This is a genomic window from Roseovarius tolerans, from assembly GCF_900109855.1.
GTDB classification, from domain to species: domain Bacteria; phylum Pseudomonadota; class Alphaproteobacteria; order Rhodobacterales; family Rhodobacteraceae; genus Roseovarius; species Roseovarius tolerans.
This window is the reverse complement of sequence record NZ_FOBO01000005.1, coordinates 151,201-176,617: the sequence shown is the minus strand read 5'-3', so window position 1 is coordinate 176,617 and position 25,417 is coordinate 151,201. Positions and strand designations below refer to the sequence as shown.

At 64.3% G+C, this 25,417-nt stretch carries 25 protein-coding genes and 1 tRNA gene; 10 read left to right on the top strand and 16 right to left on the bottom strand.

The window, feature by feature from the left end; translation table 11 throughout:
• Window positions 1-96 precede the first annotated feature (96 nt).
• Complete coding sequence (locus BMX04_RS06930; protein ID WP_074785580.1) at window positions 97-1,128, bottom strand: zinc ABC transporter substrate-binding protein; 1,032 nt, start codon at window positions 1,126-1,128, stop codon at window positions 97-99.
• A gap of 102 nt (window positions 1,129-1,230) precedes the next feature.
• Here BMX04_RS06930 and BMX04_RS06925 point away from each other — a divergent pair, with 102 nt between their 5' ends.
• From BMX04_RS06925 to BMX04_RS06910, 4 genes are all read left to right on the top strand, one after another.
• Window positions 1,231-1,719: a Fur family transcriptional regulator gene (locus BMX04_RS06925; RefSeq protein ID WP_074785579.1), complete on the top strand. Its 489-nt coding sequence runs from the start codon at window positions 1,231-1,233 to the stop codon at window positions 1,717-1,719.
• Complete coding sequence (locus BMX04_RS06920) at window positions 1,710-2,459, top strand: metal ABC transporter ATP-binding protein (RefSeq protein WP_050663454.1); 750 nt, start codon at window positions 1,710-1,712, stop codon at window positions 2,457-2,459. The genes BMX04_RS06925 and BMX04_RS06920 overlap by 10 nt, the downstream gene beginning before the upstream one ends.
• Window positions 2,459-3,271, top strand: a complete 813-nt coding sequence (locus tag BMX04_RS06915; RefSeq protein WP_050663480.1) for a metal ABC transporter permease — start codon at window positions 2,459-2,461, stop codon at window positions 3,269-3,271. Before BMX04_RS06920 ends, BMX04_RS06915 begins: the two co-directional genes overlap by 1 nt.
• Window positions 3,272-3,386: 115 nt before the next feature.
• A complete protein-coding gene (locus tag BMX04_RS06910) occupies window positions 3,387-4,403 on the top strand; it encodes an extracellular solute-binding protein (RefSeq protein WP_074785578.1) in 1,017 nt (338 codons plus the stop codon).
• Between the two features lie 79 nt (window positions 4,404-4,482).
• Here the strand turns inward: BMX04_RS06910 and BMX04_RS06905 are convergent, their stop codons facing one another.
• The 10 genes from BMX04_RS06905 to BMX04_RS06865 form a co-directional block, all read right to left on the bottom strand.
• The gene (locus tag BMX04_RS06905) at window positions 4,483-5,844 is read right to left on the bottom strand and encodes a sigma-54-dependent transcriptional regulator (protein ID WP_074785577.1); all 1,362 of its coding nucleotides are present in this window, start codon (window positions 5,842-5,844) and stop codon (window positions 4,483-4,485) included.
• A complete protein-coding gene (locus BMX04_RS19370; RefSeq protein ID WP_162838267.1) occupies window positions 5,841-5,978 on the bottom strand; it encodes a hypothetical protein in 138 nt (45 codons plus the stop codon). Before BMX04_RS19370 ends, BMX04_RS06905 begins: the two co-directional genes overlap by 4 nt.
• 3 nt (window positions 5,979-5,981) lie before the next feature.
• Window positions 5,982-7,292: a c-type cytochrome gene (locus BMX04_RS06900; protein WP_074785576.1), complete on the bottom strand. Its 1,311-nt coding sequence runs from the start codon at window positions 7,290-7,292 to the stop codon at window positions 5,982-5,984.
• A 2-nt stretch (window positions 7,293-7,294) separates the two neighbouring features.
• Window positions 7,295-8,518, bottom strand: a complete 1,224-nt coding sequence (locus BMX04_RS06895; protein ID WP_074785630.1) for a formate dehydrogenase subunit gamma — start codon at window positions 8,516-8,518, stop codon at window positions 7,295-7,297.
• 140 nt (window positions 8,519-8,658) lie between these two features.
• Window positions 8,659-9,255, bottom strand: a complete 597-nt coding sequence (gene fdh3B / locus BMX04_RS06890) for a formate dehydrogenase FDH3 subunit beta (RefSeq protein ID WP_050664169.1) — start codon at window positions 9,253-9,255, stop codon at window positions 8,659-8,661.
• Between the two features lie 12 nt (window positions 9,256-9,267).
• On the bottom strand, window positions 9,268-12,162 hold the full coding sequence (locus tag BMX04_RS06885) for a formate dehydrogenase subunit alpha (protein WP_074785575.1): 2,895 nt from the start codon (window positions 12,160-12,162) through the stop codon (window positions 9,268-9,270).
• A gap of 107 nt (window positions 12,163-12,269) precedes the next feature.
• A complete protein-coding gene (locus BMX04_RS06880) occupies window positions 12,270-12,461 on the bottom strand; it encodes a ubiquinol-cytochrome c reductase iron-sulfur subunit N-terminal domain-containing protein (RefSeq protein WP_050664171.1) in 192 nt (63 codons plus the stop codon).
• Between the two features lie 56 nt (window positions 12,462-12,517).
• On the bottom strand, window positions 12,518-13,147 hold the full coding sequence (locus BMX04_RS06875) for a TorD/DmsD family molecular chaperone (RefSeq protein ID WP_074785574.1): 630 nt from the start codon (window positions 13,145-13,147) through the stop codon (window positions 12,518-12,520).
• Complete coding sequence (locus tag BMX04_RS06870) at window positions 13,144-13,761, bottom strand: DUF3306 domain-containing protein (protein WP_074785573.1); 618 nt, start codon at window positions 13,759-13,761, stop codon at window positions 13,144-13,146. The genes BMX04_RS06875 and BMX04_RS06870 overlap by 4 nt, the downstream gene beginning before the upstream one ends.
• Window positions 13,758-14,348, bottom strand: a complete 591-nt coding sequence (locus tag BMX04_RS06865; protein WP_244888496.1) for a DUF3305 domain-containing protein — start codon at window positions 14,346-14,348, stop codon at window positions 13,758-13,760. Before BMX04_RS06865 ends, BMX04_RS06870 begins: the two co-directional genes overlap by 4 nt.
• A gap of 351 nt (window positions 14,349-14,699) precedes the next feature.
• Here BMX04_RS06865 and BMX04_RS06860 point away from each other — a divergent pair, with 351 nt between their 5' ends.
• Window positions 14,700-16,655, top strand: coding sequence for a 4Fe-4S binding protein (locus BMX04_RS06860; protein ID WP_074785572.1), 1,956 nt, complete (start codon window positions 14,700-14,702; stop codon window positions 16,653-16,655).
• On the opposite strand, the gene BMX04_RS06855 is transcribed toward BMX04_RS06860, so the two are convergent.
• Window positions 16,649-17,422, bottom strand: coding sequence for a hypothetical protein (locus BMX04_RS06855; RefSeq protein WP_074785571.1), 774 nt, complete (start codon window positions 17,420-17,422; stop codon window positions 16,649-16,651). The two genes, BMX04_RS06860 and BMX04_RS06855, sit on opposite strands and share 7 nt — an antisense overlap.
• A gap of 63 nt (window positions 17,423-17,485) precedes the next feature.
• On the opposite strand from BMX04_RS06855, the gene BMX04_RS06850 reads away from it, so the two are divergent.
• The 4 genes from BMX04_RS06850 to BMX04_RS06835 are packed head-to-tail and all read left to right on the top strand — an operon-like array spanning window position 17,486 to window position 19,926.
• A complete protein-coding gene (locus BMX04_RS06850; protein ID WP_074785570.1) occupies window positions 17,486-17,680 on the top strand; it encodes a DUF6494 family protein in 195 nt (64 codons plus the stop codon).
• A 1-nt stretch (window position 17,681) separates the two neighbouring features.
• A complete protein-coding gene (gene apbC, locus BMX04_RS06845) occupies window positions 17,682-18,746 on the top strand; it encodes an iron-sulfur cluster carrier protein ApbC (protein ID WP_074785569.1) in 1,065 nt (354 codons plus the stop codon).
• Window positions 18,743-19,450, top strand: coding sequence for a biotin/lipoate--protein ligase family protein (locus tag BMX04_RS06840; protein WP_074785568.1), 708 nt, complete (start codon window positions 18,743-18,745; stop codon window positions 19,448-19,450). Before apbC ends, BMX04_RS06840 begins: the two co-directional genes overlap by 4 nt.
• On the top strand, window positions 19,447-19,926 hold the full coding sequence (locus BMX04_RS06835; RefSeq protein ID WP_074785567.1) for a DUF6505 family protein: 480 nt from the start codon (window positions 19,447-19,449) through the stop codon (window positions 19,924-19,926). The genes BMX04_RS06840 and BMX04_RS06835 overlap by 4 nt, the downstream gene beginning before the upstream one ends.
• Window positions 19,927-19,937: 11 nt before the next feature.
• Here BMX04_RS06835 and BMX04_RS06830 read toward each other — a convergent pair.
• The 3 genes from BMX04_RS06830 to BMX04_RS06820 all read right to left on the bottom strand — a co-directional run bounded on the left by BMX04_RS06830 (window position 19,938) and on the right by BMX04_RS06820 (window position 21,147).
• A tRNA-Leu gene (locus BMX04_RS06830) sits at window positions 19,938-20,023 on the bottom strand.
• 64 nt (window positions 20,024-20,087) lie between these two features.
• Complete coding sequence (locus tag BMX04_RS06825; protein WP_074785566.1) at window positions 20,088-20,636, bottom strand: tetratricopeptide repeat protein; 549 nt, start codon at window positions 20,634-20,636, stop codon at window positions 20,088-20,090.
• A 31-nt stretch (window positions 20,637-20,667) separates the two neighbouring features.
• On the bottom strand, window positions 20,668-21,147 hold the full coding sequence (locus tag BMX04_RS06820) for an Lrp/AsnC family transcriptional regulator (protein ID WP_050662042.1): 480 nt from the start codon (window positions 21,145-21,147) through the stop codon (window positions 20,668-20,670).
• 105 nt (window positions 21,148-21,252) lie between these two features.
• Here BMX04_RS06820 and putA point away from each other — a divergent pair, with 105 nt between their 5' ends.
• Entirely contained in the window at window positions 21,253-24,684 is a 3,432-nt protein-coding gene (gene putA / locus BMX04_RS06815; protein WP_074785564.1) for a bifunctional proline dehydrogenase/L-glutamate gamma-semialdehyde dehydrogenase PutA, read from the top strand.
• Window positions 24,685-24,694: 10 nt separating this feature from the next.
• Here putA and BMX04_RS06810 read toward each other — a convergent pair whose 3' ends face one another.
• Window positions 24,695-25,291, bottom strand: a complete 597-nt coding sequence (locus BMX04_RS06810; protein ID WP_074785563.1) for a LysE family translocator — start codon at window positions 25,289-25,291, stop codon at window positions 24,695-24,697.
• Window positions 25,292-25,417: the final 126 nt, after the last annotated feature.

The window sequence follows — 25,417 nt, the reverse complement described above, 5'->3', positions numbered from 1 at the left end:
CCTCTCCCGCGCGGGTGATCCCTGCGCGACAGAATGTGCGGGAATGCGAGGCGGCGCAAGTTTTACGCTGCGTATCCGGCTGCCTTGGTTAGAGACTCAGTCCTGCGTACCTAGGCATTCTGTCATAGCGCGCGCCATACCACGCAATATTTCCGAATAGAGTGCAGGGCCGGGAACAACATCACTTGCGAGGGGGTCAAGCACACCATGCCCGATACTATCACCAAAGACGTTGCGGACCAGCTTGGGGTCGAATTGCGGCTCGGAAAAGACGCAGGCAATGTCACGCTCTTTCGCCATATCCCGAAGCGCTGCGACCCGCGCAGGCCCTGGATCCGCGGCATCCCCGAGTGCGATGGCCCCCGCCGCAGCTATGTCGAACCGCGTTTCGAAATACTGGTACGCGTCGTGAAACACGAGAAACGGCACGTCGCGCAACGGCGCAGTTTGTTCGGCGATATCGACCTCAAGAGCGGCAATCTCTGCTTGTGCCGCTGCGGCATTTGCCTTGTAGAGCGCTGCGTTTTCCGGATCGTGCTCTGCCAGTTCTTCGGCGATGACACCCAGCCAGACCCGTGCGTTCGCCGGATCGAGCCAAGCATGCGGGTCGGCCCCGTCATGGGCGTGGCCGTGATCATGGTCGTCATGGCCATGGTCATCGTGGCCGTGGTCGTCGTGGTCATGGTCATCGTGGTCATGGTCATCGTGGCCATGGTCGTCGTGGTCATCGTGGCCGTGGTCGTCGTTGTCCTGCTCGTCATGCTCATCAAAGGCAATGCCCTCGCGGAATGGTAAAACGCGCGTCTCGGCGGCCCCCAGAAGGGCAATCACATGCGCATCCCCGGCCAGCGAGGCGATCGCCCCTTCAAGCCAGGGCGTCAGCCCCTCCCCCATCCAGAAGACAAGGTCGGCTGCCTCCAGTGCCGACGCCTCGGACGGGCGCATCGCGTACCCGTGTGGCGATGCCCCCGGCGCAATCAGCAGAGCGGGCGCGCCTGCCCCTTCCATGACCTGTGCCACGAGCGAATGCACTGGCGTGATATCGGTTGCAACCTTGGGCGTCTCGGCCAGTGCGGCACCAGAAAAACCCAAGCCGACACTCAGCGTTGCAATGACTCGGATAGACATGGAAGACCCTCATTGTATGTAATATCATAACGCATCAGCAGGCTTGATAATTGTAACTCTATAACATATCAAGCCCAAAAATTACCGCAGTGGAGGCCCGGCATGGACACCATCGGATTCGAGCAGCATGACCACAAAAGCTGCGTGCAGGGTGCCCTTTCAGCCGTCGAGGCGCAGTGCGCCGCGCACAAACTGCAATTCACCCCCGTGCGCCGCCGGGTCCTGGAAATCCTGCTCAGTGAGCACCGCGCCATGGGGGCTTATGAAATTCTCGACGTGCTGCGCGACGAAGGTCTGGGATCGCAGCCGCCGGTCGCCTATCGTGCGCTCGACTTCCTCGTCAGCCACCGCTTCGCACACAAGGTCGAACGGCTCAACGCCTTCATCGCCTGCACCCATCCGGGCCAGACGCACACCCCCGCCTTCCTCATTTGCCGCAATTGCGATGCCGTGGCCGAGGCCCATGCCGAACCGACGCGCGGTATTCTGGGCAAGGCCGCCGACGAGGCGGGTTTTGCCATCGAACAGGCCGTGGTTGAGGCCGTCGGCCTGTGCCCCAACTGCCGCGAGGGACATCCCGCATGCGCCTGATCGAGACCAATGGGATCGCGGTTCGCCTAGGCGGGGCCATGGTGCTGCACGATGTGAGCCTCGCCATCGACAGGGGCGAGATCGTGACCATCGTCGGCCCCAACGGATCGGGCAAATCAACGCTCCTGCGCACCATCATCGGCGCGATCAAACCGGCGAAGGGGCAGATCCGCCGCTCGCCGGGGCTGCGCATCGGCTATGTACCACAAAAGCTGCATATCGACCCGACCCTGCCCCTCACCGTGGCCCGGTTCCTTAGCCTGCCGCGCCGCCACGCGCCCGCAACCGTGCGTGCGGCGCTTGAACAGGCAGGGCTGCCCGACCTGCGGGACCGTCAGATGACCGATCTCTCGGGCGGACAATTTCAACGGGTGCTTCTGGCCCGGGCGCTGATGGAAAATCCTGACTTGCTGATTCTCGACGAGGCCACGCAGGGCCTTGATCAACCGGGCTCCGCCGCGTTCTACCGCCGGATCGAAGAGGTTCGGCAGGAAATCGGCTGCGCCGTGCTGATGGTCAGCCACGAGTTGCACGTGGTGATGAGTGCTAGCGACCGGGTGATCTGCCTCAATGGTCATGTCTGCTGCGAGGGCCGCCCCGAGATTGTCGCTCAGGCCGAGGAATACCGCGCCATCTTCGGCAGCGGCACACAGGGCGCTCTTGCGCTTTACCGCCACGACCATGACCACGGCCATGATCATGATCACGACAATCCGCACAGCCATGAGGCCGCCGAATGATGCTTGACGATTTCCTGATGCGCGCGGCCCTCGCCGGGCTTGGCGTGGCGATTGCGGCTGCACCCCTTGGCAGTTTTGTCGTCTGGCGGCGCATGGCCTATTTCGGCGACGCCACCGCGCATGCCGCGATCCTCGGCGTGGCCGTGGCATTGGCCTTTTCGATGTCGGTCTTCGTCGGTGCACTGGTGATGTCCCTGATTATGGCCACCACCGTCTCGACGCTGTCGGGGCGCGGCTTTGCGATGGACACGCTGCTTGGGGTTCTCGCGCATTCCGCGCTCGCCTTTGGTCTCGTGGCGGTATCGTTTCTGTCGGGCGTGCGGATCGACCTGATGGCGTATCTCTTCGGTGACATCCTCGCGGTCAGCCAAGGTGATCTGGCGGTGATCTGGGGCGGCGCGGCGCTCGTGCTGGGGCTGCTCGCATGGCGGTGGCAGGCGCTCCTGACCGCGACGCTCAGCCCGGATCTCGCCTATTCGGCGGGGATTGATCCGCGTCGCGAACAATTGGTCCTCACGCTCGCGCTTGCCGTGGTCGTAGCGGTGGCGATCAAGGTGGTGGGCGTGCTGCTCATAGCCGCCATGCTGATTGTGCCCGCCGCCGCCGCCCGCCCTCTGGCCTCAACACCCGAACGAATGGCGCTCATCGCAACCCTGATCGCCGCCGCCTCGGCGCTAGGCGGTCTGCGGGCGTCCTTCGCGATGGACACGCCCACGGGACCAACCATCGTCTGCGCAGCCGCGATGATCTTTGCTGCAACGACGCTCGGCAGCAGCCTCTGGCGCAGACACCGCAGCCCGTCTGTCTTGTGATCAGCTTTTCCATTTAGTGACCCGACTGATTTTGTCGGAAATACTATTGACTCTTTTAGTCAGTAATTCGTAGGAATACCCCACGAATTCACTCGGAAACCTGAAAGGACTCCCGATGCACCTGTTCAAAGCCGCGATGAGCGTCACCGCCCTCATGGCCCTGACCGCCCCTGCCTTCGCGCAAGAGGTCAACCTCTATTCCAGCCGCCACTATGACAGCGACGATGCACTCTATGCCGCCTTCACCGAGAAAACCGGCATCACCATCAACCGTATCGAGGCCAAGGCCGACGAGCTGATGGCGCGGATGGAAGCCGAGGGTGCCAACAGCCCCGCCGACGTGTTCATGACCGTCGATGTGGGCCGCATCTCGCGCGCCGAAGAGCGCGGTCTTCTCCAGCCATTCGAGTCCCAGACGATCGAGGCCAACGTACCGGCGCATCTGCGCGACGATGAAAACCTCTGGACGGGCCTTTCGCAGCGCGCGCGCATCATCTTCTATTCCAAGGAGCGGGTCGAAAACCCGCCGCGCACCTACGAAGACCTGGCCGACCCCGCCTACAAAGGGCAAATCTGCATTCGGTCGTCCTCGAACATCTACAACCAGTCGCTGATGGCCTCGATCATCGAGAATCACGGCGAAGAGGCCGCCAAGGACTGGGCCGCAGGCATCGTCGATAACATGGCGCGCGAACCGCAGGGCGGCGATACCGACCAGCTGCGCGGCATCGTCTCGGGTGAGTGCGACATCGCCGTGGCGAACACCTATTACTTCGCCCGGGGCCTCGCCAGCGACGTGGACGGGCTGACCAGCGGCATCGACGGCATCGGCTGGGTCTGGCCGAACCAGAGCGGACGCGGCGCACATGTCAATCTTGCCGCCGCCGGCATCGCCGCCAATGCGCCCAACAAGGATGAGGCCACGGCACTTCTTGAATACCTCGCCAGCGAAGAGGCGCAGGCGCAGTTCGCCAATGCCAACAACGAATATCCCGTCATGTCCGGCGTGCCGATCGGCGAGCATGTCGCCAAGATGGGGCTGTTCATCCCCGACAACGAAACGCCGACCGCGTCGTTCAAGGCCCATGCCGCCGATGCACAGACCATCTTCAACGAGGTTGGCTGGGACTGATCGGGCAAGACCCTCTCACTGGGAAAAGAATGCCGGGTTCGGGAATGAACCCGGCATTTTCAATTCTGGCGCAGCGGGATCAGATGCCCCAGGCCGCACATTTGCGATCCACGGTCTTGCGCGCCACGCCCAATCGCCGCGCCGCCTCGGCGCGGTTGCCGCCACAGGCGTCGAGCACGGACATTATGTGTCGCTGTTCGACCAACTCCAGCGTCTCGATGGCCTGTGTCCCGGTGACACGTCCCGATCCCGCGAATTCCTCGGGAAACTCACCGAGGATCACCGAGCGTTCGATCAGGTTGCGCAATTCGCGCACATTGCCGGGCCAGTCGTAGCGGCTGAGCTTGAGCAGAACCTCCTCGTTCAGTTCCAGCGCCGGCATGCCGAGCGAGCGGGAAAACTCGCTCATGAAAAGGGCGGCCAGTTCAACGATATCCTCGGCGCGCTCCTTGAGCCGGGGCATCTCGACATTGACGATATTGATCCGGTGGTAGAGATCGGCGCGAAAACGCCCTGCCCGCACCGCCTCTTGCAAATCGGCATTGGTGGCGAAGAGAAAGCGCAGGTTGAGCGGGACTTCCCGTTCCGAGCCCAAGGGCCTGATCCGCTTGTCCTCCAGCACACGCAAAAGCCCGGCCTGCACATGTTCGGGCAGTTGCGCCACCTCATCCAGCAGCAGCGTGCCACCATCGGCATGCAGCAACAGCCCATCCTTGCGCGGCCGCCCATCCTCGACCACACCGAACAGTTCCTCGGCGATGCGGTCTGAAGAAATCGCGGCGCAATTGACCGCGACAAAGGGCTTTTCCGCCCGGTCCGACAGCCCGTGCAGGGTACGTGCCGCGATCTCCTTTCCGGTCCCGCTCGCCCCGGTGAAGAGAACGGATGTGGGCAGGGGGGCCAGCTTGGTCAGCATCTCGCGCACCGCCAGCACGGGGGCGGAATTGCCCAGAAGCCGCCCACGCGCCGCCTGCCCGCCCTCCGACAGCTCGTGCCGCAGCAGGTAGTTCTCGCGCGCCAGATACTTGCGGTCGAGCGCGCGCGCCACCGCGTTCAGGATCTGGTTGGCGCGGAACGGTTTGAGGACGAAATCGCTCACGCCCGCGCGCAACGCCTTGATCGCGGTATCGAGATCGGCATAGGCGGTGATCAGGATCGTATCGGCAAAGAGCCCGACCTGCCGCTGCTCCTCCAGCCAATCAAGCCCGCTCTTGCCCGGCATCACATTGTCGAGGATCACCAGATCGAAATGCACCTGATCGAGGATCTCGCCCGCCTCCTCGGCAGAACGCGCCTGTTCCACCCGCTTGCAGCGCGGCCCGAGCGTCTTGATCAGAAAATTCCGCATCCCCGGCTCATCGTCGATGATGAGCACGGCGGCGCGCGACAGGTTCTCACCATAGTCGTCGCGGGTCTCATCGGGCTCAGGCTTGGCCGTCATTCAGCCGCGTCACCCAACCGGACAGCATCGCCCGCGCGCTTGGCTTCGGATGTGTAACCCAACTCACTCAGGACGGTAGGTGCCGCAGCGGTAATGATCCCGCAGGCGACAAAGGCCGCAATCATGACTTTCATTTCTCAGTTCCCTTCTGTTGCAGTGGCCCGGCGCAGGTAGTCTATCATATCCTGCCGGTCCTCAGGTGCCGTGATCCGTTGCATCGGCATCTTGGAGCCGGGGATGTAGTGATCCGGCCCAAGGTCGAACAGCGCGTCTATGGTCTGTTCACTCCAGACGATATCGGCACCGTCCAGCGTGTCGGAATAGGCATAGCCCGGCAGCGTTCCGGCGCGTCGCCCGAAGATACCGTGCAGTGTCGGCCCCGCCTTGCGCGACGGCGGTGGCGTCAGTGCGTGGCAGATCGAGCATTTGCGCATGAACTGCCGCTCGCCGTTGTCCATCTCTTCCGCCGGGCGCAGAAAGCTGTGCTCGACAGCGCCCGCCGGGTCGTAATCGTCGAGCAGATCCACCGGCCAGCCATAGATCACCTCGCTCAGCCCCCCGGCATAGATCATGCCACCATCGGGCGAGAATTCGAGCGCCCAGACCGGGCCGCGCGCCATCGCCTGAAAATCCCGCGCGATGTGCCAATCGTCGGTGTCGATCACCATGATGTAGCCGTGCCCATCCCCAGCCGCGAGCTGCGCCGTCTCGGCATGAAAGGCGAGCGACAGGACCGGGCGGCGGTCGAGCGTGAAATCGGCAATCTCGCGCCCCGTTGCCGGGTCCACGACACGCGTCGCGCCATCGACCGCGCCATAGGCCAGCCACGTATCCCCCGACCCCAGCACGATGCGGTTGATGCCAAACCCCTGATTGAGCAACTCGCGCGGCGGCGCGCCGAACTCGCGCCACTGCCATTCGCGCAGGGTGCCATCGGCGGAAGAGGAATAGAGAAGGCTGTTATCTTCACTGAACGCCACATCGGTGACCGCCGCATCATGACCCTTGAGAAACCGCGCCTCGCCCCCCGCCACGGGCCAGAGACCGATGGAGCCGTCCCAGCTTGCCGAGGCGATCCAGTCACCGTCAGGCGACACATCGAGGGCCGCGATCTTGCCTTGATGCCCTTCACGGCGCTGCCCCTCGCCGGTGGCCCGGTCCCAGATGATGACCGCGAAATCATCGCCCCCACTGACGACACGGTCTTCGTCCAAAGGCTCTACCGTCACGACCGCCGCCGCGTGCCCTTCGAACCAGCGCGGGGCGCGGCCCTGCCAGAGACCCACGGAATTGTCGAAACTGGCCGACACCACCTGACCACTGCCCGGCAAGACGCTCAGCCCCATGACCGGCCCACCATGCCCCTTGAGCGTGGTGAACTCCTGCGCCGCCAGCGGGTAGACCCCCGCCAGCCCCATGAGCCAGAGACCGAGCACTAGCACGCGCATGGCTATTCCGCGGGCGTGCCGGCCTTGGTGCGATTTGGGCCGGGGTCGGGCGCGTGGCCCTTCTCCTGCAACTCCTCGAGCCACAAACCGTGATGCTCGCGCGCCCATTGCTCCTCGACCTCGCCCGAGCCCATGGCGTCGAACGCGCCCTCCATCCCGACAGAGCCGATATAGATATGCGCGAGGATGATCGCGGTCAGCACGAAGGCCATGATCGAATGCCACAGCGTCGCCAGCTGCATTTCCTCATGCGGAGCAAGCATCTCGGGCAGCACCCCAAAACCCACGGCCTGCGGCAAGCCGGTGTCGTTGAGGATCACAAAGGTCTTGGCAAACATCGGCAACTCGAACGGGAAGAGCAGCGACAGGCCCGAGGCCGAAATCGAGGCCCCAAACACGATGGTCGCCCAGAAAATCATCTTTTGCCCGGCGTTGAATTTCTTGGCGGGCGGATGCACGCCCTTGGTGAAGATGCCCCCGCCAACAGCCAGCCATTTCAGGTCGGTCCGGTTGGGGATGTTGTGCAGAACCCACATGAAGAACACCATCACGAGGCCCAGCATGAAGGCCCATGAGATGTTGTTATGCACCCATTTCGAACCCACCGCGATGGTCGAGAAAGCCTCATGCCCCAGAAGCGGGATAACCACCATCCGACCGAAAAGCACAACCAGCCCTGTGATGGCCAGCACGATGAACGAGCCCGCCATGAGCCAATGGCCAAACCGCTCGACGGCCTGAAACCGGGTGACAGTGCGGCCGGTCTTTTCACCGTCGATCCGAATACGGCCACGGATCAGGAGAAAGAGCGCAAGCAGCGCCAGCGTGATGCCAAGGAGATAGGCGCCATAAGTCGCAAGCGGTCCTTGGCGGAACGCCAGCCAGGACATGCCGCCATCCTGAATGAGCACGCGTGCCTCCGGCCCGCCCGACGACACCTTGACGTCATCGAGCCCGTAGCGCAGCGCGCGCCAGACCTCGGAATCGGATGCCCCGCCAAGCGACCCTAACTGCCCGGCCATGCCCGCGGCATCATCGCCGCCCGTGGCATTGCGGCGAAAGCTGTCATCGACCGGCTCACCGCGTTGGCGGGCGAGAATATCTTCAAGCGTCTGCGCCCCCCCGGTGGCCGAGCGGTCGGGGCCGGACGGGGCGGGCGTGTCCTGTGCCGCAGCGGGCAGGGCGAGCAGGAGACATAGAGCCATGCTGAGTAAAGCGCGCATCATATCCTCGATCATTGTATAAGGCTCCGATTTCCTTCTAGGAAATCGGATCGGAAACCTTTAAAGTTTCCGATGCCGGGCGTCTCTAGGACACCCGGCATCGGTCCCCGGCCGGGACAGTGCCCGGCCGGTCCGTGACGGAATTAGCCGCCGCTTTGCTGGCCGTAGGCCGAACCCCAGCCCCATGCGCCCGAGCCAAAGCCGCGCGCCACGACGCGTTCGCGGTAGATGCTCGAGACGACATCGCCATCACCGGCCAAAAGCGCCTTGGTCGAACACATCTCGGCGCAGATGGGCAGCTTGCCCTCGGCGATCCGGTTGCGCCCGTACTTCTGGAACTCGGCCTGGCTGTGGTTCTCTTCCGGGCCACCCTTGCAGAAGGTGCACTTGTCCATCTTGCCACGGCTGCCGAAGTTGCCCGCCTGCGGGAATTGCGGCGCACCGAACGGGCACGCGTAGAAGCAATAACCGCAGCCGATGCACAGGTCCTTGGAGTGCAGAACCACACCCTCCTCGTCCTGGTAGAAGCAATCCACCGGACAGACGGCCATGCAGGGCGCGTCCGAACAGTGCATGCACGCGACCGAGATCGACCGCTCACCAGGCTTGCCGTCGTTGATCGTCACCACCTTGCGGCGGTTGATCCCCCACGGCACCTCGTGCTCGTTCTTGCAGGCGGTGACGCAGGCGTTGCATTCGATGCAGCGTTCGGCGTCGCACAGAAACTTTGCTCTTGCCATATCAGTATCTCCTTATGCTGCAACGATTTTGCAGAGAGTCGCCTTGGTCTCCTGCATTTGCGTGACCGAGTCGTAGCCATAGGTCTGGGCGGTGTTCGTACTCTCGCCCAAGACATATGGATCGGCCCCGTCGGGATAGTTCTCCCGCAGGTCCTTGCCCTCGAAATGACCGCCGAAGTGGAACGGCATGAAAGCCACACCCTGCCCCACGCGCTCGGTCACCATCGCCATCACCTTGACCTTTCCGCCCTCGGGCCCTTCGACCCAGACCTGCGATCCGTCCCGCACGCCGATATTGTTGGCATCATGCGGGTTGATCTCGACGAACATGTCCTGCTGCAATTCCGCAAGCCATGGGTTCGAACGCGTCTCGTCGCCGCCACCCTCGTATTCGACCAGACGGCCGGATGTGAGGATGATCGGGTAATCCTTCGAGAAGTCATTCTTCTGGATCGAGGCATACATGGTCGGCAGGCGGTAGGCGTGCCGGTCCTCGTAGGTCGGATAATCCGCCACCAGATCGCGCCGGTTGGTATAGAGCGGCTCGCGGTGGATCGGCACCGGGTCGGGGAAGGTCCAGACCACAGCGCGCGCCTTGGCATTGCCGAAGGGGGCGCATTCATGGGCAATCGCAACCCGCTGGATGCCGCCCGAGAGGTCGGTTTTCCAGTTGGTGCCTGCGCCCGCGACCGCGTCGATCGCACTGCGTTCCTCGTCGGTCAGCTCGCTGTCCCAACCCAGATCCATCAGCATCTGCATGGTGAATTCCGGATATCCGTCCTGGATATCGGAGCCCGCCGAGTAGACGCCTTCGGCCAGCAGGTTGTCGCCATCCCGCTCGACGCCAAAGCGCGCACGGAAGGTCAGACCACCCTCGGAGACCGGCTTGGACATATCGTAGAGGATATGCGTGCCCGGATGCCCCATTTCGGGCGTGCCCCAGCAAGGCCACGGCAGACCGTAGGTCTCGCCATCAACAGGACCGCCGACCGCGCGCAGCGTGGTGCGGTCAAAGGTGTGCTGATTGGCCATGTGCAGCTTCATCCGCTCAGGGCTCTGCCCGGTGTAGCCGATGGTCCACATGCCGCGGTTGAACTCGCGGGTGATGCTCTCGACATTCGGCGTCTCGGGGTCGTCCATCTCGATATTGCGGAAGAACCGATCGGCCCAGCCGAACTTGTTGGCGAACTTGGCCATGATGACCTCGTCCGGCTTGCTCTCGAACAGAGGCTCAACCACGCGGTCACGCCACTGGAGCGAGCGGTTCGAGGCGGTGACAGAGCCGCGCGTCTCGAACTGGGTACAGGCCGGCAGCAGGTAAACGCCATCGGTGCGATCATGCATGACCGCCGAGACCGTCGGATAGGGATCGACCACGACCAGCATGTCGAGCTGTTCCATCGCCGTCTTCATTTCCTTGCCGCGCGTCTGGCTGTTGGGCGCATGCCCCCAGAGCACCATGGCACGCACCTTGTTGGGGTTGTCCATGTTGTCGGGGTCTTCGAGCACGCCGTCGATCCAGCGGCTGACCGGGATACCGCTCAACTGCTGGAGCGACTGATCCTTGCCATCTTTGTCTTTGATCGTGGCGAACTGGGCGTCGAGCCACTCCATATCCTCGCCCCAGACCCGGCCCCAATGCGCCCAGGACCCTTTTGCAAGGCCGTAATAGCCCGGCAGGGTGTGGCTGAGAACGCCGAGATCCGTCGCACCCTGCACGTTGTCATGGCCACGGAAGATGTTGGTGCCGCCACCGGCGGTGCCCATGTTGCCGAGCGCCAGTTGCAGGATGCAATAGGCGCGGGTGTTGTTGTTACCGTTGGTGTGCTGCGTGCCACCCATGCACCAGATCACGGTGCCGGGACGGCTATTGGCGAGCGTGCGTGCCACGCGGCGCAGCTGGCTGCCCGGCGCACCGGTCACCCGCTCCACCTCTTCGGGCGTCCACTTGGCCACCTCGTCGCGGATCTGTTCCATGCCCCAGACACGGGTGCGGATGAACTCCTTGTCCTCCCAGCCGTTCTCAAAGATGTGCCACAGGATACCCCAGACGAGCGCCACGTCCGACCCGGGACGGAAGCGCACATATTCATCGGCATGCGCGGCCGTGCGGGTAAAGCGCGGATCGCAGACGATGAGGGGGGCGTTGTTCTCTTCCTTGGCCTTCAGCACATGCAGCAGGCTGACGGGATGTGCTTCCGCCGGGTTGCCGCCAATGATGAAGATCGCCTTGGAGTTGTGGATGTCGTTGTAGCTGTTGGTCATGGCGCCGTAGCCCCATGTATTCGCAACGCCTGCCACGGTCGTCGAGTGACAGATGCGCGCCTGATGGTCCACGTTGTTGGTGCCCCAATAGGCGGCGAACTTGCGGAAGAGATAGGCCTGCTCGTTATTGTGCTTGGCGCTGCCCAGCCAATAGACCGAATCCGGGCCGCTCTCTTCGCGGATCTTCATCATGCCGTCACCGATCTCGTTGATCGCCTGTTCCCAGCTGATGCGCTTCCACTCTCCGCCCTCTTTCTTCATCGGATACTTGAGGCGGCGTTCGCCATGCGCGTGCTCGCGCACCGACGCGCCCTTGGCGCAATGCGCGCCCAAGTTGAAGGGGCTGTCCCAGCCGGGCTCCTGACCCGTCCAGACACCGTTTTGCACCTCGGCCACGACCGTACAGCCGACCGAGCAATGCGTGCAGACGGATTTCACGGTTTGCACCGCCTCGACGGCGGCGCTTTGGGCATTCGCGCGGGTGACTGTGCCACCCATGGCCCCGATGGCAGCCAGGCCACCGATGGCCAGACCGCTGCCGCGCAGGAACGCGCGGCGGTCGACCGACTTGTCGGCGACCTCAGACAGGATACTGGTCCGCTGGGGGCGTCGCGCAACCCCGTTGGTCTTTTTCCTAAGCATGTTTCTCTCTCCTCCCTGGGCCTGAATTCAGGCTGGGTACTGCGGTTTCCCCTGACAGTCGGGCGTCACGCAACCAGTCGTCAGCGGTGTTGGACGGCGTCCGGAACTTAGAACCGGGCGCTGTCGAAGTAAGCGCGGGTATGCGCGGTGTCCTGCATCTTGTCCGATGTCAGGTCGGGCTCGGCGGCTTCGGCCTTGCCTGCGGTCACCACGCTTGCGACCGCGACAGCGGGCGCGCCGGTGGCGGCCATCTTGAGGAAATCGCGGCGGCTGCTGCCATCCTCGGGTTTCCGGGTCATGAAGGTTCCCCTCCTCTGGTTATGGTGAGCGCGTGCCCACCGGTTACGGCGCGGGATCAGCCCGCGCTCATCCGAAAGCCCTGCGCCTCGATCTCCATGAACACCCGGCCGACAACGCCGACCGAGGCATAGAGAACCGAATTGCGCGCAGCCTCCAAATCGCTGAAAAAATGCCCGGCCCATGGGCCGACATGCTTGGCAAAGAAAACCTGTTGCTCGGCCAGCGTGGCGGGTTTGCCGAAGCGGCCCCGGATCAACCCCGCCATCATCTCCATGCAAGACGCGATATTGTCCTCGGGCTCATAGACATTCTCGGCCCGCGTCATGCCGCGCGCGGCCATGTCCCGGCGCAGCCCGGCGAGCGGCTTTTCGTTGAGAAATCCGGTCAGGTAGTAGCTGGCATAGGGCAGCAGTTCGCCCCGGCCCAGCCCGATGAAAAGCGCGTTGAACTCGCTCTCGACCGCGCCGGGTTTGCTGACGCGCGCGACGCGGGCCAGCGCCGCGATGGCCTGCCCCATATCGCTCTGATCGCCGCTCAGCGCGGCGGTCTTGTCGAGCAGGTCCTGCCCCGGCGGGCGTGCAAGAAGGGCGGCAAGGAAATCATAGAGATCGGCACGCAGCGCGTCCTCCTCGGTGATCTCCGGCGTGGCGGTCTGGTCTTGCATAAAGGCCTCTTGCTGGGTCATGCCGATGCTCCGGCTGTGTCGTCAAACTCGAACCGCATGCGGCGGCGGGGTGGCGCGGCCTCTTCAGCCTCAGATGTGTCGGCCCAGACATACGGCTCCGCCACCTCCTGCGGCTCCTCAGCTTCGGCCACCTGCGGCGGTGTCTCGTCTTCCGTCTCCTGCGGGGCCTCCTCTGGCTCCGGCTGCTCTGCAGCTTGCGCCTCGGCCTCGGCCTGCCGCGCCATCTCCTCGACATGGGCGGTCATGCCCTTGCCCACCTGATAGGCGGTCTGCATGTTCTCGATCACCGTCGCACTGTCGGTGAAATCCTCACCGTAATCGATCAAACCATCGAGATTGGCGAGCGCCGGGTTGCTCAGCCACAGACGCCGCAGCGCCCGGCGGCGCAGCCGGTCGGGCACGGCCTTGGCCATGAAGGCGCGGAAATCATCGCCGGGCTGCAACGTGTCGGGATCGGGCAGGCCCAGCTCTTCGCAGAGGTCGTCATCGCTCTTCTCCGCCTGCTCCGCGTCCTGTACCGCGCGCGCCTGCGCCTCCGTCGCGCGGGCCTGTGCCTCGGCCTCTGCCTCGACCTGCGCCTTGCGGCGCGACCAGAAATCGCCTCCCCGGCTCAATGCAGCCTCCCTTTGCGCGCCATCACCGGCGCGCGATACACGTCGCTCATCTGCGGTATGCGCGGATCGCCGATGCCATCCTGCGCGTCGCCGATGGTGCGCTTGTCGCGGCGACGCTTCTTGAATTCCTCGTCCTGATGGTGCGCCTCGACAAAATCGCGCACCCACGCCACCAGACCTTCGGGCATCGGCACCTTCTCGACGATCTCTTCGCCGGTATCGGCATAATCCTGCGCCTCAAAGGGTGATGCGGTCGCCAGAAGCACTTCCAGCGGCGCGCCATCGCGATGCGCCGCTGGGCCGTTGCGCATCACCACGTAAACGGCGGGAACTTTGGCTGAAATGCCTTGCAGATACGCTTCTGTCTGGGTGTGGTGCAGTTCGACCTGCACGGTCGCGGCATGGTACTCCACCGCCTCGCCCTCGCGGCGCAATTCGCGCCACTCAGCAGGACCGGCCCCGGGCAAGACCGCTATAGCCCGCCACGACCACGCCGCCCACCGGGTTACACCGGGCGACTTTCGGATCACGATCCCCACCGGCATCGTCACCTCTTTTTCGTGGCTATGGGTCACGCGCTGTGCCATCCCCTTGCTGCGTAAACCCAGATTGGTTCAGTTTCCTGACCGGGCAAAGCCTTTTCTGTGTGCAAAGGTAGACTTTGACGACCGCCCGGACATTTTGAACCGGCAACAAGACGCTACAAGACAGGATTGGACATTTTGTCCACATGAACCCTCTCGATGCTGCGATGCCGCATTGCAAGACCTTGAATCCAAACAGAATCAATCGGGATTAAAATCACCCTCTCTGCGCCGAGCCCGGACGGATGGCGTGATTCGAATTGCTGTTTACGAGGGCTTCGAATCGTGCCTAATCTTGCGCCGAACAGACCGAAAACGTCGCCTTCCCAGCCGTGCAAAACACCCGGGGTGAAAATGCCTAAGCAACTGATATTGTGTGACTGTTCTGCGTCACAGACGCTCGACGCCGAGGGGCTGGAGACGGCCACCGGCTTGCCCTGCTCGCGGCTCCACAGCGCGCTTTGCACCGACGAGATCGGGTCGGCGGCCAAGGCGATCGAGGGCGGCGAGGCAATTATTTGCTGCGCGCAGGAGGCCCGGATTTTCGAGGAGCTGGCCACCGATCTGGAAGCCGACACCCCCGCATTTGTCGATCTGCGCGACCGGGCGGGATGGTCCGAGGATCCGGCCCCGAAACTACCCAAAATGGCCGCATTGCTGGCCGAGGCGGCGCTGCCGACACCCCCGGAAAAGACCCTGGACGTAATCTCCGAAGGGCTGTGCCTGATCATCGGGGCCTCCGACGTGGTGATGCCCGCCGCCGAAAAACTGGCCCCGCTTCTGGGGGTCACGGTGCTGCTGACAGACGAGTGCGACCCGCCCGAGGCCCGCGATTTCGATGCGATCCGGGGGCACATCACGCAGGCAAGCGGCGCCTTGGGCCAATTTGAATTGCGCCTCGACGCGCTACAACAGGTCAATCCCGGCGGGCGCGGCGCGCTGCGCTGGACCGCGCCCCGCGATGGAGGGCAGACACAGTGCGATGTCATTCTCGACCTCACGGGAGGCACGCCAATGTTCCCCGCCCCGCAGAAACGCGAGGGCTATCTGCGCGCCGATCCGGGCAGCCTGACGACGGTCTCGGACGCGGTATTCGAGGCGGCGCAGATGATCGGCACGTTCGAGAAGCCGCTCTATGTGGCGCTCGAGCCGCTGATTTGCGCGCATAGCCGCGCCGAGCAGACCGGGTGCAGCAAATGCCTTGATATCTGCCCCACCGGCGCAATCTCACCCGATGGCGATCATGTCAGCATTGACCCGATGATCTGCGCGGGCTGCGGGGACTGCGCCGCGCGCTGCCCCTCGGGCGCGATCACCTATGACGCGCCGCCGCCCGACATGACGTTTCGGCGCATTCAGACGCTGGCCTCGGCCTATCGCAAGGCTGGCGGCGCGGCCCCGCGCCTGCTGGTGCATGATGCAAGCCATGGGGCCGAGATGATCCGCCTCGCCGCCCGCCACGGGCGCGGGCTGCCCGCCGATGTGATCCCGCTGGAAGTGTCGGCGCTCTCTGGCTTTGGCCATGCCGAGATCCTCGCGGCCCTCGCCTCGGGCTTTGGAGCCGTTTCGATCCTGCTCTCGCCGCGCACTGAGCGCGACGCACTCGACCAAGAGGTGCCACTGGCGCAGGCCATGGCAGGCGGCGCGCCTGTCGGGATGCTCGACCTCGCCGATCCCGACGCGCTCTGCGATGCGCTCTACGATGCAGGACCAGTCCACACCCTGCCCGAACCCGTCTTGCCGATGGGCAGCCGCCGTCAGGTGGCGCGCCTCGCGGCCAAGGCGCTCAACACCGAGGGCGGCACCCTGCCCCTGCCCGACGCCGCCCCCTACGGCGCGGTGCTGGTCGATCAGGATGCCTGCACGCTCTGCCTCTCCTGCGTCTCGCTCTGCCCCTCGGGCGCGCTGATGGATAACGAGGATCTGCCGCAACTGCGTTTTCAGGAGGATGCCTGCCTGCAGTGCGGGATCTGCGCCACGATCTGCCCTGAAAAGGCGATCACGCTGGAGCCGCAGATGAATCTCGATGACAGCGCCCTCACCCAGGTCGTGCTCAACGAGGAAGAGCCCTTTGCCTGCATCGAATGCGGCGTGCTTTTCGGCTCGAAATCAACCATCGCGCGGATCACCGAGAAACTTGCGGGCAAGCATTCGATGTTCGCCACCTCGGATGCCGCAAAGATGATCCAGATGTGCGAAGGCTGCCGGATCAACGCGCAGTTCCATTCAGACGACAATCCGTTCGCCGCAGGCCCGCGCCCGCGTGTCCGCACGACCGAGGATTATCTCAGCAAGCGCAAGGATCACTGAAATTGAATCGGCGCGCCCAGATCGGCGGGGGCCATCTCCGCCACATAGGCCAGGATCGCCTCCACCTCGTCGAGCGTCACTTCGACGGGCACGATGGGCGAGGGCCGGTTGATCGGGAACGGCGCTGTGACATCCTCGACCTGCGTGAAAGCGGCATGCGGCCTGAGTGCGTAAAAGCTCTGAAACCGCGCGGCCCAATCGGGCAGCGTGCGCAGTACGGCAAAGGACGGGGTGGAGCCCATGGCGTTCATTCGGTTCTCGAGCGCGACCACGTGACAGCGCCCGCATTGCGCCAGCGACACCGCCTTGCCCTCGGACGCGTTGCCGTCAAAGTCAGGTATGGCCTCGGCCTCTTCGACCACCTCCGGCAGGGTAAAGGGCGCGCGGCCCGCAACCTCATAGCTGGTGACAGTGCGCTGCCCGATCTCGGAGGTCAGCCACTCGGCAAACCGCGCCGCCCCGGGGTGATCGCCGTTGAGGGCCATGCGCCAAATATTGGCTTCACCCTTGAAGACAGGCCGCCCCGCCTCGGGGCCAATCGTCATCTCTGTCGGATCAGCCGGGCCTACGATCTCGATCCGCACCCCGGTCTTGAGCGAAAATCGCGGCAGCAAGTAATCGAGCAAGCCAGTCTCCACGAGGGCGGCAGGCGCGCTCAGCCGAAATCGCTTGTCATCGGCGCACGCCTGCTCCACGTCCAGCATAAAGCCAAGAGACGCAACCACGATCCACAGCCGGTTTGCAATATGAGAGATCACTCCACGCATACCCAAGCCTAGAAAAGCGCCACTATCGGCGTCAAGTCGTCTGAACCACGAAGGGAGAAACCGATGAGCGATGAGTTCAACATGTCGATGCGCAAATTCCTCAAGCAGGTGGGCGTCACCTCGCAGCAGGCCATCGAGGAGGGGCTGCGCAAAAAAGGCGCCACAGCCGGGCAGGAGTTTCAGGCCAAGGTGGTTTTGACCGTCGAGGGTCTCGATATCGAGCATGTCGTGACCGGCACGATCAAAGGGCAGGACTGACGTGGCAGTGACAAGAGAGAGCGTCCTAGCGGCGCTCAAGACCATCACCGATCCGCTCAGCGGGTCGGATATCGTGGCGGCGGGCGTGATGCGCGCGCTGACGGTAGAGGGCGGCTCGGTACGCTTCGTGCTGGAGATCGACCCGGCAAGCGCCGAGGCCTACAACCCCGTGCGCGATGCCGCCGAGGCCGCAGTCAAGGAACTGCCGGGGGCCGAGACCGTCTCGGTCGTGCTGACCGGCCATTCCGCCAAGGCCCCGCCCGATCTAAAACCCGGCAAAAAGGCCGAACCAAAAGGCCCCGAGAAAGTGCCCGGCGTCAATCACCTGATCGCCATCGCATCGGGAAAGGGCGGCGTCGGCAAATCCACCGTGTCGGCCAATCTCGCCTGCGCGCTCGCCGCCGAAGGCCGCCGCGTGGGGCTTTTGGATGCGGATGTCTACGGGCCCTCGCAGCCACGCATGCTCGGTGTCTCGGGCCGCCCCGCAAGCCCCGACGGCAAGACCATCCTGCCGATGCGCAACCACGGTGTCACCATGATGTCCATCGGCCTGATGACCAACGAAGGGCAGGCGGTGGTCTGGCGCGGCCCGATGCTGATGGGCGCGCTGCAACAGATGCTGATGCAGGTGCAATGGGGTGCGCTCGACTGTCTGCTGGTGGATCTGCCGCCCGGCACCGGCGACGTGCAGATGACGCTGGCGCAAAAGGCGCAGGTCGATGGTGCAATCATCGTCTCCACCCCGCAGGACGTGGCGCTTCTGGATGCGCGCAAAGGGATCGACATGTTCAACCAGTTGCATGTGCCGGTGCTTGGCATGATCGAGAACATGAGCACGCATATCTGCTCCAATTGTGGCCATGAAGAACACGTTTTCGGACATGGCGGCGTCAAGGCCGAGGCCGAGAAACTGGGCGTGCCGCTGCTGGCGGAAATCCCGCTGCATCTCGACATTCGTCTCGCCTCGGATGGCGGCGCGCCCATCGTGGTCTCAAAGCCCGAGAGCGCGCAGGCACAGGCGTTTCGCGACGTGGCGCGGCAACTCATTGCACAGGGCATTGCATGACCGAGCCGAGCTTTCCGCCGCTGATGTCAGGCCTTGCGGTCGAGGGTGCGATCGACCCGTTCGAGAAAGCCTGCGCCATGGCCGCCTTGGGCTGTGACGCAGGCCTGATCGTGCATAATGTGACGGCCAATCACCTGTTGGCCGCCCTCGTCATCGCCCCCGAAGTCCCGCTTGAAGACGCGATGGCGATGGTACCTGTCTGCGGCGTGGGTTTTCAGAACGCGCTCGGCGCGCTCGCCCCGCCCGAAGTGGCGGTGCATCTGGAATGGGCAGGCGGCCTGCGCATCAATGGCGCGTCCTGCGGGCGGCTGCGCGTCGCGGCGGGTGGCACCGCACCGGATGCCGAGCCCGGCTGGCTCGTCGTCGGCCTTGAACTGCCGTTGATCCAGATCACCGAGCGGCCCGGCGACGCGCCAGATCAGACCGCGCTCTATGACGAGGGCTGCGCCGAGGTCGATCCGGTGGGATTGCTTGAGGCTTGGGCCCGGCACACGCTGGTCTGGATCAACCGTTGGGAAGACGGCGGCCCCAAGGTGCTCCATGCAGAATGGCGCGGTCTGGCCCATGGCATCGGCGAGCACATCACCCTCGACGGACGCAGCGGCACCTATCTCGGCGTCGACGATCGCTTTGGCATGCTCATGCGCGAAGGCGAAACCACCCATCTCATCCCCCTCAGCACCCGTCTGGAGACCCCGCAATGAAACTCGCCCGCGCGATCCATTTCGACGAAAGCGACCAACGCGTCTATCACAGTCCGGCGCGCACCGGCGAATGGTGCATCTCGGGCGGGTTCGAGTTTTCCAACTGGTCCGAAGCGGATCTGACAGGCAAATCCCGGCAGGCATTTGCAAATGGCTGGTTGGGGTTGGAGACATTCGGCCGCGTCACATTCGTCGCGGTCACGCAGATCGAGGAGGCCGAGGTCGAGACACTGACCCGCGCCCTCGCGCAGCATTTCGTGGACATCTACGGCGCCCCCTCCATCGACGCCGCCTTGCCCGTGGCCCGCGACGAGATCACCCAGATGATCGAGCTTTGCGAGGATCACGCGCCCAACACGCTGCTCACCGTGCTGCGCGAGTTGACCGAGGCGGGCGTGCGCGAGACCTACAGCATGATCGAGGCGCAGGAGGCGGGGTTGGAGCAATTCGCGATCCACGGCACGCTCGACGAGTGACGCTCACCGCCTGGTGCCCGCGGCCGGACTCGAACCGGCACGGCCTTTCGGCCTGGAGATTTTAAGTCTCCTGTGTCTACCATTCCACCACGCGGGCAAGGGCGACCAGACGCGCGCGGACAATATCCGCTTTGACCGGGGTGTAAAGCCATAGCGGCGTGTCAAATGTCGTCTTCCAGCGCCTCCAACCCGGGCAGCAGATGGCGCTCGGTCAGCCACGGGTTGAGGTCGAGCGCGCGGCGCAGGATCAGCGCCGCCTCGCCCGGACGCTGCAAAGCCACAAGCGTCAGCGCCTGCCCGGTCATCGCCGCGATATGGCGCGGCGACAATTCCAGCGCACGCTCCAGATCGGGCAGCGCCGCCGCATAATCCTGCCTTATGAAATTGACAAAGGCGCGTTGGTTGTAGCCCTCGGCATAGTCCGGGCAGTAGGCGATCAGCGCGTCGAACGCATCTACGGCCCCGGCGAAGTCATAGGCCTCGCGCCGCGTCATGCCCTCGTCGAGCAAGTCCTGCGCGCGCACGTCTGGCGCGTCGGCCCAGTATTCCCACATCTCGTTTGAAATGAGCCGAGCGCTGCGCTCGTCCTCTGCCTCCTGCACATCCTCGATCAACCCACCGATGGCCGCGCGGTGATCGGGCGGCTCGGGGCAGGTCTGGGCAAAGGCCGGTCCGGCCATCAGTGCAAACGCGGTCAGGGCAAGTTTCATGCGACTTATAATGGCGCAGGCCGCGCCCAGGTCAAATCACGTCCGAGAGCGCGTTTTCCTTCACCGCCTGCATCGCCACATAGGTCGAGGTATTGGCCAGATGCGGCAGCCCCGAGATATGCTCGGCCAGAACCCGGCGATAATCGGCCATGCTCTGCGTGCGGATTTTCAGCAGGTAGTCGAAACTTCCGGCGATGAGATGCACCTGCTCGATCTCGGGCACCTTGGACACGGCGGCATTGAACTCGGCCAATGCTGCCTCACGCGTGTCATGCAGCCGCACCTCGACGAAACTGACGTGATCCAGCCCCAGCCGGATCGGATCGAAAAGCGCGCGGTAGCCGGTGATCACCCCGTCCCGCTCCAGCCGCCGCAACCGCGCCTGCGTGGGCGATTTCGAAAGCCCGATCGCCTTGGCCAGGTCGGTCACGCTGATCCGCCCGTCACCCGCCAGAACACGCAGAATCGCCCGGTCGAAACGGTCGAGATCAAGCTGTTCACTTTGGTCCACTTTTCTCTCCAATTCAATGCAACCGGCCTGCGTTTCAACCCTAATCGGGAAAAGTCACTTAGACAATGATGGTAGCATCATGCGATCAATCATGGGGGAGTAGCCATGCCGTATGACACCGATATCCGCCGCGCCATCGACCTTGGCACCTATGCCGACGAGGCCGAGACGCTCGCCCGCCTAACCGAGATCGCCGACCTCTCGCCCGAAGATCGCGCGCGCATCTGCGCCCGCGGCGCACAGCTTGTGCGCGACATTCGCGGCCGGTCCGATACCGGGTTGATGGAGGTGTTTCTGGCGGAATACGGCCTGTCCACCGACGAGGGCATCGCGCTGATGTGTCTGGCCGAGGCGCTGCTGCGGGTGCCAGACGCCGAAACGATAGATGCCCTCATCGAGGACAAGATCGCGCCCTCGGACTGGGGCAAACACATGGGCCATTCCACCTCGCCGCTGGTCAATGCCTCGACCTGGGCCTTGATGCTGACCGGCAAGGTGCTCAAGGACGAACAACCCGGCCCGGTGGGCCACCTGCGCGGTGCAATCAAACGTCTGGGCGAGCCGGTCATTCGCACCGCCACGGGCCGCGCGATGAAGGAAATGGGCCGTCAGTTCGTGCTGGGTGAAACCATTCAGGCCGCGATGGACCGCGCGGCGGGGATGGAGAAGAAGGGCTATTCCTATTCCTACGATATGCTCGGCGAGGCGGCGCGCACCGATGCCGACGCCACCCGCTATCATCTCAGCTATTCCCGTGCGATCAGCGCCATCGCCAATGCCTGCACCAACAAGGACATCCGCGACAATCCCGGCATATCCGTGAAACTCTCGGCGCTGCATCCGCGCTACGAGGTGGCACAACGCGACGAGGTCATGAACATCCTCGTGCCGCGCCTGCGCTCGCTCGCGCTGCTGGCGAAATCCGCGCGTATGGGCCTCAATATCGACGCCGAAGAGGCCGACCGCCTCGCGCTCTCGCTCGACGTGATCGAGAGCGTGCTCTCGGAGCCGGCACTTGCCGGTTGGGACGGGTTCGGCGTGGTGGTGCAGGCCTACGGGCAACGCGCCGCCCATGTGCTCGACTACCTGCACGATCTGGCAACGAAACTGGACCGCCGGATCATGGTGCGGCTGGTCAAGGGCGCCTATTGGGACACCGAGATCAAGCGCGCGCAGGTCGAGGGCGTGGACGGCTTTCCGGTCTTCACCTCGAAACCGGCAACCGACATTTCCTATATCGCCAATGCCCGAAAGCTCTTGGCGATGACCGACCGCATCTATCCGCAATTCGCCACCCATAACGCCCATACGGCAGCGGCGATCCTCGACATGGCGACGGATAAATCCACCTTCGAATTCCAGCGCCTGCACGGCATGGGCGAGGCGCTGCATGACATCATCCTGAAATCCGAAGGCACCCGCTGCCGCATCTACGCCCCCGTGGGCGCGCATCGTGATCTGCTGGCCTACCTCGTGCGCCGCCTCTTGGAAAACGGTGCCAATTCCAGCTTCGTCAATCAGATCGTGGATGAGGATGTGGCCCCCGAAACCGTGGCCCGCGACCCGTTTGAGGCGGTGGATGATCCGCAGCCGCACCTGCCCACCGGGCCTGATCTGTTCCAACCTGAACGACCCAATTCGCTTGGGTTTGACCTGACACACCAACCGACGCTCGACGCCATTGAGGCCGCGCGCGCGCCCTATGCCTCGCAGGCATGGGAGGCCGCGCCGCTGCTGGCGGGCAAGGCGCAGCCAGAGACGCCCGAGCGCGTCGAGAACCCCGCCGATCCCGCCGACAGCCCCGGCACGGTCGCCTGGGCCTCTGAGGCGGATATCGAGACGGCGCTTGCGGCAGCCAAGCCGTGGGACGCCACAGCGACCGAGCGCGCCAAAATCCTCAACAAGGTGGCCGATCTCTACGAGGAGAACTACGGCGAGGTCTTCGCGATCCTGCACCGTGAGGCCGGGAAATCCATTCCCGACGCCGTGGCTGAGTTGCGCGAGGCGGTGGATTTCCTGCGGTACTACGCGGCCAACGCGCCCGAAGCGGAACCGGTTGGCACCTTCACCTGCATCTCACCCTGGAACTTCCCCCTCGCCATCTTCACCGGCCAGATCGCGGCGGCGCTTGCGGCGGGCAACGCGGTGCTGTCGAAACCCGCCGAGCAAACCCCGCTCATCGCGCATCTGGCCGTGCGCCTGATGCACAAGGCAGGCGTGCCCGACACGGCGCTGCAACTCCTGCCCGGCGCGGGACAGGTCGGCGCGGCGCTCACCTCGGACGCGCGCGTCGGCGGCGTGGCCTTCACCGGCTCGACCGACACGGCGCTGAAAATCCGCGCGGCAATGGTCAAGAACCTCGCCCCCGGCGCGCCACTTATCGCCGAGACCGGGGGCATGAACGCGATGATCGTCGATAGCACCGCCCTGCCCGAACAGGCGGTGCAGGCGATCGTCGAATCCGCCTTTCAGTCCGCCGGGCAGCGCTGCTCGGCGCTGCGCTGTCTTTACGTGCAGGAGGACATTGCCGAGGGCTTTACCGAGATGCTCACCGGCGCGATGGACGCGCTGCATGTCGGCCACCCCTGGCACCTCTCGACCGATTGCGGCCCGGTGATCGACGAGGAGGCCCGCGCAGGGATCGCCGAGCATATTCAGCAGGCCCGCAGCGACGGGCGGCTCCTGCATGAGCTCAAGACCCCGAATGCCGGAACGTTCATCGCGCCCACGCTGATCAAGGTCGGCGGCATCGAGGAAATCGAGCGCGAGATCTTTGGCCCGGTTCTGCATCTCGCCACCTTCAAGTCGCGCAACCTCGACAAGGTGATCGGTGCGATCAACGCTACCGGCTATGGTCTCACTTTCGGTCTGATGACCCGGATCGACGACCGCGTTCAGCACGTGACCGAGGCGGTGCATGCGGGCAACATCTACGTCAACCGCAACCAGATCGGCGCCATCGTCGGATCGCAGCCGTTCGGCGGCGAAGGCATGTCGGGCACCGGCCCCAAGGCGGGCGGGCCGCATTACCTCACGCGGTTCTGCGCGCATACGGCGCCCGTGGAGGGACAGAAGTGGGACGAGGCGATGCCCGTGGCCACCGTGCAAAAGGCGCTCGATGCCGCCAATGCCGCGCCGCACAGCCCGCGCGAGGCGCTCATCCTGCCCGGACCTACCGGCGAGTCGAACCGGCTGACCACGCATCTGCGCCCGGCGGTTCTGTGCCTTGGGCCGGACAAGGAGGCAGCAACAGCTCAGGCCCGTGCCGTGCGTGATCTGGGCGGGGTCGCGGTCGAGGCGTCAGGCCGTGTCGATCCGCATGCGCTCAAGACCATGGGCGGGCTTTCGGGCGCGCTCTGGTGGGGCGACGACCGCGACGCCCGCGCCTATGCGCAGGCGTTGGCCGAGCGCGCGGGCCCGATCCTGCCGCTGATCACCGGGCTGCCCGATACCGGCCACGCCCTGCATGAGCGGCATGTCTGTGTCGATACCACAGCGGCCGGGGGCAATGCGGCGCTCTTGGGTGGCATGTCCTGAGCGCAGCCGTCTAGGCCAGAAGCATCCACACGGCCACAGCCCCAAGGGTCAGACCGAACCCGATATTCATCGCCCGCGCACTCCCTGCGCGGGCGAAAAGCGCCCCCAACTGCGCGCCCATCATCGTCCAGACCGTGAACGCAACGAGATTGTTGAGCGTGAACAGCGTGGTGATCCCCAGAACCAACAACGTCCGGTCAGGTCCGGGAACATCGAGGAATTGCGTGAACATCAGCGCGATGATCACATAAGCCTTGGGATTGAGCAGCAACAGCATCGCGCCGTCACGAAACAGCGCCGGTTGCGCGTCATCGCTGGTATCGTGCCGTCCCGCGCGCAGCAGCCCGACCGCGATCCAAAGGACATAGAGCGCGCCTGCGATTTTGAGCACACTGAACATCGCCGGGGCCGCGTCAAATGCGCGCAGCGCACCAAAGCCGATGGCTGCGGTGACCAGCCATGTGGCGACGTGATAGCCAAGGCTTGCCGGGAGCGTCGCCCAGACGCCGAAACGTGCCCCATTGGCGGCAAAGAACAGGTTGCCCGGGCCGGGACTGTAGGCCAGCGGCAAGAGAAACAGGAACAGGGCAATCGCGGTCTGGGTCATTGGCACACCTCTTGATCTCTGGCGATTTGAGCACCGAACCGCACAGACCGCGACCCGGTTCCTGCGCAAATTGCACAAGGGCATGCACGCGCCGCCTTTTCGTCGCTCGCGTTCCGCGCTAGCTTC

Bases quoted from the DNA above. Each gene is read 5' to 3' on its own strand.
- BMX04_RS06930 (WP_074785580.1), bottom strand. From the start codon at position 1,128: ATGTCTATCCGAGTCATTGCAACGCTGAGTGTCGGCTTGGGTTTTTCT.
- BMX04_RS06925 (WP_074785579.1), top strand. From the start codon at position 1,231: ATGGACACCATCGGATTCGAGCAGCATGACCACAAAAGCTGCGTGCAG.
- BMX04_RS06920 (WP_050663454.1), top strand. From the start codon at position 1,710: ATGCGCCTGATCGAGACCAATGGGATCGCGGTTCGCCTAGGCGGGGCC.
- BMX04_RS06915 (WP_050663480.1), top strand. From the start codon at position 2,459: ATGCTTGACGATTTCCTGATGCGCGCGGCCCTCGCCGGGCTTGGCGTG.
- BMX04_RS06910 (WP_074785578.1), top strand. From the start codon at position 3,387: ATGCACCTGTTCAAAGCCGCGATGAGCGTCACCGCCCTCATGGCCCTG.
- BMX04_RS06905 (WP_074785577.1), bottom strand. From the start codon at position 5,844: ATGACGGCCAAGCCTGAGCCCGATGAGACCCGCGACGACTATGGTGAG.
- BMX04_RS19370 (WP_162838267.1), bottom strand. From the start codon at position 5,978: ATGAAAGTCATGATTGCGGCCTTTGTCGCCTGCGGGATCATTACCGCT.
- BMX04_RS06900 (WP_074785576.1), bottom strand. From the start codon at position 7,292: ATGCGCGTGCTAGTGCTCGGTCTCTGGCTCATGGGGCTGGCGGGGGTC.
- BMX04_RS06895 (WP_074785630.1), bottom strand. From the start codon at position 8,518: ATGATGCGCGCTTTACTCAGCATGGCTCTATGTCTCCTGCTCGCCCTG.
- fdh3B (WP_050664169.1), bottom strand. From the start codon at position 9,255: ATGGCAAGAGCAAAGTTTCTGTGCGACGCCGAACGCTGCATCGAATGC.
- BMX04_RS06885 (WP_074785575.1), bottom strand. From the start codon at position 12,162: ATGCTTAGGAAAAAGACCAACGGGGTTGCGCGACGCCCCCAGCGGACC.
- BMX04_RS06880 (WP_050664171.1), bottom strand. From the start codon at position 12,461: ATGACCCGGAAACCCGAGGATGGCAGCAGCCGCCGCGATTTCCTCAAG.
- BMX04_RS06875 (WP_074785574.1), bottom strand. From the start codon at position 13,147: ATGACCCAGCAAGAGGCCTTTATGCAAGACCAGACCGCCACGCCGGAG.
- BMX04_RS06865 (WP_244888496.1), bottom strand. From the start codon at position 14,348: ATGGCACAGCGCGTGACCCATAGCCACGAAAAAGAGGTGACGATGCCG.
- BMX04_RS06860 (WP_074785572.1), top strand. From the start codon at position 14,700: ATGCCTAAGCAACTGATATTGTGTGACTGTTCTGCGTCACAGACGCTC.
- BMX04_RS06855 (WP_074785571.1), bottom strand. From the start codon at position 17,422: ATGCGTGGAGTGATCTCTCATATTGCAAACCGGCTGTGGATCGTGGTT.
- BMX04_RS06850 (WP_074785570.1), top strand. From the start codon at position 17,486: ATGAGCGATGAGTTCAACATGTCGATGCGCAAATTCCTCAAGCAGGTG.
- BMX04_RS06840 (WP_074785568.1), top strand. From the start codon at position 18,743: ATGACCGAGCCGAGCTTTCCGCCGCTGATGTCAGGCCTTGCGGTCGAG.
- BMX04_RS06835 (WP_074785567.1), top strand. From the start codon at position 19,447: ATGAAACTCGCCCGCGCGATCCATTTCGACGAAAGCGACCAACGCGTC.
- BMX04_RS06825 (WP_074785566.1), bottom strand. From the start codon at position 20,636: ATGAAACTTGCCCTGACCGCGTTTGCACTGATGGCCGGACCGGCCTTT.
- putA (WP_074785564.1), top strand. From the start codon at position 21,253: ATGCCGTATGACACCGATATCCGCCGCGCCATCGACCTTGGCACCTAT.
- BMX04_RS06810 (WP_074785563.1), bottom strand. From the start codon at position 25,291: ATGACCCAGACCGCGATTGCCCTGTTCCTGTTTCTCTTGCCGCTGGCC.